The organism is Spirosoma utsteinense, from assembly GCF_014282275.1.
In the GTDB taxonomy this organism is placed as follows: Bacteria; Bacteroidota; Bacteroidia; order Cytophagales; family Spirosomataceae; genus Spirosoma; species Spirosoma utsteinense.
The window spans coordinates 1-9374 of the sequence record NZ_VFIA01000080.1 but is presented as its reverse complement, the minus strand read 5'-3'; the positions used below and the strand labels follow the sequence as shown (position 1 = coordinate 9374).

The 9374-nt window shown below is 41.0% G+C and carries 11 protein-coding genes; 5 read left to right on the top strand and 6 right to left on the bottom strand.

The annotated features are described in order from the left end of the window. Nucleotides 1–439: 439 nt before the first annotated feature. The gene (locus FH603_RS27000) at nt 440–1663 is read left to right on the top strand and encodes a T9SS type A sorting domain-containing protein (protein WP_186742256.1); all 1224 of its coding nucleotides are present in this window, start codon (nt 440–442) and stop codon (nt 1661–1663) included. Nucleotides 1664–1775: 112 nt separating this feature from the next. Here the strand turns inward: FH603_RS27000 and FH603_RS26995 are convergent, their stop codons facing one another. The 5 genes from FH603_RS26995 to FH603_RS26975 all read right to left on the bottom strand — a co-directional run bounded on the left by FH603_RS26995 (nt 1776) and on the right by FH603_RS26975 (nt 5702). Beyond that, nucleotides 1776–3194: a T9SS type B sorting domain-containing protein gene (locus tag FH603_RS26995; RefSeq protein WP_186742254.1), complete on the bottom strand. Its 1419-nt coding sequence runs from the start codon at nt 3192–3194 to the stop codon at nt 1776–1778. A gap of 45 nt (nt 3195–3239) precedes the next feature. After that, entirely contained in the window at nt 3240–3758 is a 519-nt protein-coding gene (locus FH603_RS26990) for a hypothetical protein (protein ID WP_186742252.1), read from the bottom strand. A 173-nt stretch (nt 3759–3931) separates the two neighbouring features. Further along, the gene (locus FH603_RS26985) at nt 3932–4480 is read right to left on the bottom strand and encodes a hypothetical protein (RefSeq protein ID WP_186742250.1); all 549 of its coding nucleotides are present in this window, start codon (nt 4478–4480) and stop codon (nt 3932–3934) included. Continuing rightward, a complete protein-coding gene (locus FH603_RS26980; protein ID WP_186742248.1) occupies nt 4477–5424 on the bottom strand; it encodes a relaxase/mobilization nuclease domain-containing protein in 948 nt (315 codons plus the stop codon). Before FH603_RS26980 ends, FH603_RS26985 begins: the two co-directional genes overlap by 4 nt. Continuing rightward, a complete protein-coding gene (locus tag FH603_RS26975) occupies nt 5421–5702 on the bottom strand; it encodes a plasmid mobilization protein (RefSeq protein WP_186742246.1) in 282 nt (93 codons plus the stop codon). Before FH603_RS26975 ends, FH603_RS26980 begins: the two co-directional genes overlap by 4 nt. Before the next feature lie 751 nt (nt 5703–6453). On the opposite strand from FH603_RS26975, the gene FH603_RS26970 reads away from it, so the two are divergent. The 3 genes from FH603_RS26970 to FH603_RS26960 all read left to right on the top strand — a co-directional run bounded on the left by FH603_RS26970 (nt 6454) and on the right by FH603_RS26960 (nt 8016). Beyond that, entirely contained in the window at nt 6454–7380 is a 927-nt protein-coding gene (locus tag FH603_RS26970) for a replication initiation protein (RefSeq protein ID WP_186742244.1), read from the top strand. Nucleotides 7381–7463: 83 nt separating this feature from the next. After that, entirely contained in the window at nt 7464–7682 is a 219-nt protein-coding gene (locus tag FH603_RS26965; RefSeq protein ID WP_020600305.1) for a hypothetical protein, read from the top strand. After that, complete coding sequence (locus FH603_RS26960; protein ID WP_186742242.1) at nt 7672–8016, top strand: type II toxin-antitoxin system RelE/ParE family toxin; 345 nt, start codon at nt 7672–7674, stop codon at nt 8014–8016. The genes FH603_RS26965 and FH603_RS26960 overlap by 11 nt, the downstream gene beginning before the upstream one ends. Here the strand turns inward: FH603_RS26960 and FH603_RS26955 are convergent. Next, entirely contained in the window at nt 8002–8502 is a 501-nt protein-coding gene (locus tag FH603_RS26955) for a helix-turn-helix domain-containing protein (protein ID WP_186742240.1), read from the bottom strand. The two genes, FH603_RS26960 and FH603_RS26955, sit on opposite strands and share 15 nt — an antisense overlap. A gap of 86 nt (nt 8503–8588) precedes the next feature. Between FH603_RS26955 and FH603_RS26950 the strand changes: the two genes are divergently transcribed. Continuing rightward, the gene (locus FH603_RS26950; RefSeq protein WP_186742238.1) at nt 8589–8894 is read left to right on the top strand and encodes a hypothetical protein; all 306 of its coding nucleotides are present in this window, start codon (nt 8589–8591) and stop codon (nt 8892–8894) included. Nucleotides 8895–9374: the final 480 nt, after the last annotated feature.

Below are 9374 nucleotides of genomic sequence, written 5' to 3'. Positions count from 1 at the left end.
CGAACCCACAAGGTCACATTGTACGAATCAGCGATAGGAATCTGCGCGGGTTTATGGAACTTCTATTTAGTTAACTAGCTCATAGTCACCATCACAACAAGTCTAATATAAATTTTCAAACAATGATATGAATATTTTTGAAAGTACCATCAAAAAATATAATATTTAGCCAGAAAAACTCAAGTTAGAAAAATAATATTCATTGAATTTAAATTTAGTTGTATAACTAAATGAAATAGAAAAGATTTAGATACAATAAATTGGGCTTTTAGAATTCAAGAAAATTAATATTACAATATTAATTTTCTTGAATTCTAAAAATTCCGTAATACATATATGGACACAAAACCTTTTAAATCACAATAAATAATTGTCTAAAAAGAAAACGCTTTTAATCTAGGTACAAATCTTCAACTAACAATTAAATCTCACAAATCCCATGAAAGCTAATTTTACAATGCTAAGAAGGTCATTTTGGATTATTTGTGTAATCTGTATTGGATTTGTTTCTAAGTCAAACGGATGGGACCTACAGGGACCAACGTCTGTTTGTGCTTGCGGGTCAGACAAAGTTCCGTGCCAAAACGTATACACCGTTAGTAACTATGGAATTAATGACAGAATTAAATGGGACGTGTATGATATTTCAGCACCTAACAGCCCATTAACTGAGCAAGGAGCGAAAGACATAGCCCAAGGAAATTCGTTTATAATTCAATTTAGTAATTCGCCAGGTACTTCCAGAGTGGTACTTACTATGTATTGGGCTGGAACTGCTATATCCACAAAGACGATAGATGTTCAAAGGTATTTGGCAGACATACAAGTAGCGAATGGCGGATTAATAACGTTCTGTTCTGGAAATGAGGATGTGACAGTTAATCAACCAACAATCCAAGCGTGTGACTATCATTACCCATATAACTATACGGCTCCCTCTAACTTTTTGCTAAGTGGGACTAACTTTTATCTGCAAAACACTTCAGGAAGAACATTTAATGCGGTCTTCTCAATGAAATCACCACCTTCGCCATCTAATGGGAATGCAGGTGTATTATCCAGTACAGCACTTTGGACCGAAGGAGGTATGACAATTAATCGTACCTCAACAACTCCGGTATGGGTTGGTAGTCCTATAGTAACAAGTGGATCTGTGAACGGGTCGAACGCGGGTTCAGTAGTTTATGTCCCAAGTGGAAACGGATTTATGAACATTAGTCAAGGAGGGGGTTCCTCTTTCAACTGGCAGATTACAAATGGAAGTGGTTCTCTCAATCCTAGTGGTTCAAGCTGTCAATTTTCATTTAGCGGCTTTATTCGTGTAGTAGTAAATGTATCTAATCGTTGCGGTAGCAGCTCATATACATTTTATATAAGCCAAACTAGTCAAGGATTTAGTGTGTATCCAAATCCTGCTGTTAGTAATCTTAAAGTGGATTTTGAAAGTAGCGAATTAGCTGATGAAGTTCTTACAGATATAGTGCTAGTTAATGAGAAAGGAAAAGTAGAAAAAGAGTTTGATGTTAAGAGAGCTAAGAAAGACCAGTACTTTAAAAGAAGTAAGGCTGTTGATTTGAATGTAAGTGATCTACCTAGAGGAACTTATTTTTTACATGTAAAATATGGAGATGTCGTAAACAAGAGCCAAGTCATTCTCAATTAAATTTACACTAACATTTCATAATATGTTCTGATTATAACTGACATTTTAATCAGAACATATTATGAAATGTTAGTGTAAATTTAATTTTCAGATAGTTTAAATTCGTTTTTATTTATCTCAAGATTTGAACCCAACCTTTTATACTAATGTTAAATCTTTCACTAAATAATCTATAGTAGTACAATCCCGTCGGCAAATCACCTCCGTCCCAATCATTTTTATAAGGGTTAGAGTTATAAATCCGGTTACCCCAACGATTATATATTTCTATCTTCCAACTATTGAAATCGTTATTTTGAATTGAAAACCTGTCATTGATTCCATCTCCATTAGGCGTAAATACATTAGGTACAAAACCGGGACATTCTTCGAATTTTATAGTGATAGAATCAGAAATATCACAATGAAGAGAACTTACTTTCACCGAGTATACTCCTGATTCAGAAACAATTAGAACTGAATCTACTGAACCTGAACTCCAATTTATCAATTCAAAAGGATAATGAGGATTTAGTACTATTTGTTGGCCACGACATAACAATGTATCATTAGGTAATTTAATGGGCGGTAACACTTTCACGTTAAGAGTATCGCTAACTGTACATTCTCCTTGTCTGAGAGTTACCCAATATTTACCTGCTCTATTTATTACATAAGCATTTGATTTATTACCATCCTGCCAATCAACTTCGTAGTTTCCTGGTTGCAAATTTAAATCTAATTTTTGACCATTACAGAGTGTGGTGTCTTTACCTAGATTCAAGGATGGTAAGGTAAATGCCTGTTCCTCTACGGAAACATCATCAATAAAGTAGTAAGCTTGTTTAAGCGTTAAATTATCAATAAACTCTATTTTCGTTTGTTCATCGGAAAAGAAATTACCTAGGGTCATATAGCTATAGCTGTCATCAGCCGTAAAACAACCATTTACTTCCACCCAATCCTGGCTATTCGTCAGTATACTATTTTGGTTTATCATCACTTTTCTACTGGTAATTATAGATGGTAAGCTATTACCTCCGTCACCACTTACTATATTTTTAGAAAAACTGATACCTATGTTATTTGTACTTGCTCCACTATAATCTCGATAAAGTCGAACATAAAATTTCGCTACATAACTTTTACCCTTGATAAGAGGTTTAGTCAATTTAATTTGCGCATATTCTCTATAGTTGCTTATATTTTCAGACAACGTATACAAGCCAATACAAGTATTTCCTGATCTAGGATTAATGCCAAATTTTGATAAATTCTGTGAACATTCTTTATCTTTTAATGAGTCACTAAACCACATATCTGTACTTCCGACGGTAGGGGTATACCAATTATATATATAGTCACTTATATTTTCTTGAGGAGTACTGAAGTTACATTTATTGCTTTTTATATTCTCAAAATCTCCGTTAGGCACTAAATTTTGACTACTTGTTTGTCGAGTTAATATTAATAAAATAACGAGCGGTAGTATAATATTTTTTCCATTATAAAATAGATGAAAAATTGTTTTATAATACGATGTTTTACACATGGTATTTTATATTTAGTTTTTAGTATATACTATTTGTTCTTTATCTCAAAACGCATGACCTACTGAAATGCCTACATACAAAGGATATGTATAGAAGCGGTCAGGTGTTTTTTTCGTTAGAGCAACAAACGGTGTCAAACCGAGACGAACAACTGAACCTCCTGTGGGGCGTTGAAACCTATAGCTTAAGCGAGGAACCATGTATATATGAAATTGGCTCACATAATTTGAAAAATCCGAATTAGGGCCAGAGCCGATGTTTAATCCCATTCCTAAATCTAGATGATGATTCTTGGAACCAGTTATAATTAGACCTTCAACAATACTGTTGATATTGGGCCGCTCTCTATTCCAAAAAGATCCTCCAACACGGAAACCATAATTAATTTTAGAAAAATTTGTGAAAACTCGCTCATAATTTAATGAATAAAGCCCACCGCTACCCAATAACTCAAAGTACAAAGTATTCTGTTTCTTGTTTTGAAGCATACCTTGTCCTACAGCTGTCATACGAAAATTCACAAATAAGGAGATAAACAGGAAGTATTTTGCAAACTTTTTCATACACATAGCCCTCTTTAAAAGAGTTAGTAGTTATTTATAAGCACATTTTCTCACTTACAACTATGACCTTATTATGGTACTCATCTGATTAGGATCATGAGTTACGCATATCAATTTAAAATTACCAATTTATCTTAACATTTTAATCAAATAACGATTTAAGTACTTGTTTATTAGAATCTTTTGTCATAAACAGGAAACAACTTTGTATAAGTTGGATTGTTACGTTTGTAATTTTGAATCTGATTGTAGTAATAATTTCGTTCTAGAATAACTTCTTGAGCTTGTTGATAAATCACTGATTCTTGAGCTTGTTCTTTGTAATGATTGCAGATCAACCAAGCACCGAAAACCACTGTTACAAGTACCATACCATACGCTAAAGCGGCATAAAAAGTAGTAAATCCGTAGATGTCACCCGTGACTCGAACTTGACGGGGAATCCTCTCTGCAGCTTGGCCAATACTTTTAGCCGCTTTATCGGCTGTCTGCGTAATACGATTAGCCGCTTCATCTGCCGCTTTCTCGATAGCAATAGTATTGGGCAACCCCTCTTTTAAATCGGGTAGTACGTGTTCGGCAAAACCTCTAGCATCCAGCGTGATAACGCGATTGTTAATCTGCTCCAATTGCTTGGCCGTAGCTGGGGCGGGCCGTTGGCTTAGGGCCTCTAATTGGGCTTTAATGGCTTTTATATCGTCGAATAAATCTTGAGGGTTCATAGTCCTAACCTTTGCTTGGGTTTCTTTTGTTGTTTCTCTTCTGTTTCTGGGGTCTTCTGCTGCTTAGCAATATTTTGTTTCACTTCTTCCTGTTTCGTCTGCTGGTAGCCCTTTGCAAGCTCATCCCAGCGGTCTTTCTCGGTCGCAGCGGCATAACCCTGAAATAAAGCATCCCAGGCCGTTTGGCTCTGGTGCTGCGCCTGCTGGTTCAGGCTCAACTGCTGACCGATCTGCTTAGCCTTATGGCCTACTTCGGTGCCTTTGACGGCCATTTGGTCATAACGAAAGCTACACCCTACCAACACCCCCCGGCTATCGTGCTTAAACTGGCTCTCCACGCCCTTTAACCGCAACTGTTCACCCAACTGCTCAACTGTCGTCACTTGAGGGCTCACAAGTGCTGTTTTGAGCGTCTCTTGCACATACTCCCGGGTACTTTGCTTCTGAGGGTTATGATCGTTCAGACTCTGCCGCTGTCCGGGTAGCCTGCGCATGCCTAGCTGTTCAGTGATTGCCTGGCACACCTTCACATTGCGGGCGTAATTGTGGCTCGTGTCCAGCGCGGGACCACCGTCCAGAGGAACACGGTTGATGTAAATGTGAATGTGAGTGTGAGGCCGGTCGTGGTGTTGATAGATGGCCACCTGGTGGCGGGTAGGGTCAGCTCCGATCTGGCGGCAGTACTCTGATGCGGCTCGGAGTAACTGCTCCTTCTGGACTTCTTCCCCCTTGGCCCAATTCAGGGACGTATGCCAGACCGGGCTTTGGCATCGGCTACTATCCGCTACGGCCATCATTTCAGCGGCCATTCCCTGCGGATCGCGCGCTCCTAAGTTCGATGCGCCCAACAATTGCGAAGGTTTCTTTTCTTTCCCTTCCTTTAAGCCGGCCCCATATTCCAGGGCAGAACCGAAACTACGGCCAATACTGGTTTTGGCGATCATCGCAGGGCCGTTTTTAGAGCGGATAGTATCTCATTAATGGCCCGGTCATCGAACTGCCGCAGATGGGCGTAGCGGGTCAATTGGTTCAGGTTGTTAGCCACACCCGTAATGACCTGCCGCAACTCGGCGGGTAGTCGCTCGGCCACGGTCTGATCGGTGGCCACCCGGCGCACATACTCACTGACGGTTAGTCCAGCCAATTTAGCCTTTGCTTCGATCTGCTTTTGTTCATCGACACTGGCCCGAAAGCGCATCGTGATAACCTTGTTTTCAGTCATTGGAAGGGGGATCAAAAGGAACGGTTGCAAGCCAAACCGCCCGTAAGCTTGCGTAACGGGTGGGGACTTTGTAGCGCAAAACAAGCCGATAGGCGTAGTTTGTAGCTACAAAGTCATGGCTTGCTTCACAATCCCGACAAAGTTACGCACCGGATGGCTTTCCACGCAAATAGGGTTTCTTTTTTTCCCTGTTTTGTAAGAAGGCATTAGTCAAGAGGAGACGACGGGTGCAAAGCTGGCTACCACTGCGGCTGTCGGGGGAGATCCTATCTAGTCGAATAAGTTAGTAAAAATCGGACTTTAACTATATTTATAGTTGCCGCCCCCCTTTTTCCCCTTTAGTTTTTGCTTTTTTCTTCCCTTTCCAATTTGATTTTTGGTCTGCTCATCAGCAGACTTTGGATAGTTCGTTTTTCGGTCGCGTCAGCTACCCTAAATGCCGTTTTTCAAGCCACTTTTTTTACAACAAGTGCTTGTGTATTTTCAAATATCACTTGTTTAACACTTGTAAGGAGAAAAATGTCGTTGTAAGTGTTTGAATTTCAGTTACTTACACTGTGGATAACTTTAATAAAGTAGCGTTTGGTCGGTAATAAAGTAGCGTTTGGTCGGTGAGATGGAGTTTATAAAGTAGCGTTTGGTCGGTGAGATGGGGTTTATAAAGTAGCGTTTGGTCGGTAATAAAATTTTCTTTTTTAGTAGTATAAACTTTAATAAAACACTTTTTACATTTGTCTGTAAATCAATTGATATGAACAAGGCTGTAGAGATTTGGCAAGATAATGTTTTAACAATGGCTCGTTACGAAATGACCGAAGCCGAAAAGAATATCCTGTACATGGTTGTAGCCAAAGTTCGTAAGGATGATCCACCGACTACAATGTACCAAGTGTCAGTCAGAGAGATGGCCGAAGTCACTGGACAAGGCGAGTTGAAGTTTGAGACATACAGACAGGCTACGCGAAAGTTGATAACTCGCGTTTTTGAGACGACGCTCCCTAATGGGGATCTCCTACAAGCAGGATTTATAGCTTCAGCACTCTACCGAAAAGGCACAGGAACAATTCAGATTGAGTTATCCCAAATGGTGAGACCCTTCTACGTAGACTTGAATACAAGGTTTACTAAAATTCAGTTGGTCGCTGCTATCTCGCTTAATTCAACTTATGCGAAACGAGTTTACGAACTACTTTGCATGTATAAAAATATGAAAGATAAGACCTTTCGGCGCAACTTAGTTGATCTCAAAACGATGCTTTGGGTCATCGACACAAAGACTGGGAAAGACAGTTACTCCAACTGGACTCGATTCGAGAAAGCGGTTTTAGACGTAGCAGCTAAAGAAATTAACGGCCATACTGACATCACGTTCAACTACCAACCGATCTACGGGGACCGTCCTGGCCGTGGTCGTAAACCTGTCGTTGAAGTTGAGTTTGAAGTGTTCTACCAAGCCAAACCCGAACCAGTACAAACGTCGACCCTGCACGAGCGACTAATCAAGCAATTCCGGCTGCGGCCCGATCAGGCCGACGTCGTGCTGTCTAATCACTCGGTCGAGGTCATTACCCGCCAACTTTACGACGTACAGGTAAAAGTCGCTGATGGCAAGGTAAAGAACGTTGGAAGCTATACAGCTAAAGTATTTGGCTTAGAAACGAAGGGAAAGGAAAAATAAGGGGAATGGCTGCGGATCGGTAGATAGGGGCGCACAGAGCCCAAAAACACGCCAAAAAGGACAGAACTTAGTATCTTGCTCGTATGAAAATTGTTTTAGACATTCCTGATAGCAAAGTGGGCTTCATGATGGAGCTGCTGCGTAGCCTATCGTTTGTGAAAGCTAAGCCGCTACCGGTGGGCATATCCAATGAAAAAGCCCTGTTTCTGGCCGAACTGGGGGAAGCGGTCGAGGAATTAAACGACGTACTGGCTGGCAAAACGCAGGCCCGGGACGCTTACGAATTACTCGATGAGTTATGACCTGAAACGGTTGCCAACCTTTGACCGTCAGGTGAAACGACTAGCTAAGAAATACCCATCGCTGAAGAATGATCTGCGGCTATTGTTTGACTCCCTGCGGGAAGAACCTGCTCAGGGGGCGGCTCTGGGGAAAGGTTGTTACAAAGTGCGTATGGCTATTGCCAGTAAGAAACAAGGCAAATCCGGTGGGGCGCGCGTGATTACGTTCGTCAAGGTCACTCAGGAAGCGGTGTACTTACTGGCCGTTTACGACAAATCCGAGAAAGAAAACTTAGAGCCGGGCGAACTGGATACTTACTTAGACTTGATCGAAAACGAATCAGCCACCGAATAAGCGGCTCCATAAGCTGCGCCGATCGGGGGATGGTTCATCAGCTCCAGGCGCGGGCAACCGTTTTTGCAAATCGCCTATTTGGGCGTTTTGTTGAATCAATAACTCTTCGATATGACCCATCTTCTGATTAGTCAGTTGACTAGTCATCTGATTAGCCATCGCGTTCATAATGTCGCCTTGCTCAAAGAGTCTATTTTGCAATTGCTGAATCGTCCGGTCACGCTCAGCGACCGCTTCCCGTAATTGCTGATTCTCCTGCTGGAGTGAATCAGGTACAATCAGAGCGGGCAACGTGGCCACCATAGGGGCTTCATATTCCTGCTGTAGCAACAGCGAACTGATCTGATACGCTTTCCCTTTAGAGGTATCCTCAGAATGAACGTGACTAGTCAAAACATGCTGTTTGACTAGTCGCCGAATGGTTTGTTCAGAGCGCCCATAAAGCTGAGCCGCTTCTTTAATCGTCAAATAATCCTGATTAGTCATTTTAGCCAGAATGAGTAGTCACGGCTTAAATATAGTGGTTTCCAGTATACAGAGGGCTATTTTCTGATTAGTCACGATTACCACCAATGGAGCAACGTAACCGACACAGAGGACAAATTCGAGCGGATTATACTTACACCGTTAAGGGCAGCGTCATTGCCATTGTTGACCTGGATCAGGGCAGCAAAAGCGTGACCAATGACATAGAAAACGTACTGGATGATATTCGGACCGAGATTGGCGATCTGGCCGGGTTTGCGGTCATATATCGTGATAGCATAGGGCATTGGGATGGCGTCCGCCTGGAAGGAAGTTCCATTGGATTCTATCCGTTGAATGAAACTGACGGCGAGCGGGCAGCTGCTCGCCTACTGCACCTGCTACCAGGCTAATAAATTGGAAAGGGGAATAAAGAGAATAAGTAAGTCTCTTGCATTTTTGGGGGAAAGCGGCTACTCTGACAGATTGGCCGCTTTCTGCTTATAATCGAATAACATAACATTCATTATAAAACACATCTCAAAATAACACAACGCCCGGTCTCCTCCTACGAGGGGCCGGGCGTTGTACTTTCCCTTCATTGATAAAATAACGTATAAGTAGGAATATAAAAATATAAAGATTTTATTTTTTGTCAATCATAATTAAATATCGTTAACATAATGAGAAATTATGTTAACATGCGTCAAAAAGCTAATAATAGTTACATAACGTATAAGTATTACTGCTTATACGTTTCAAAATGCAATTTTTCAGTCAAATAGACTTGTTGCAATGGCATAATTTTGCTTTATGAATCTTTCAATTAAGGCTTTAAAAACTGACCGCCAATGGCGGTCGGCCACCGGTTTAGACCATAAACGCTTCGCTAA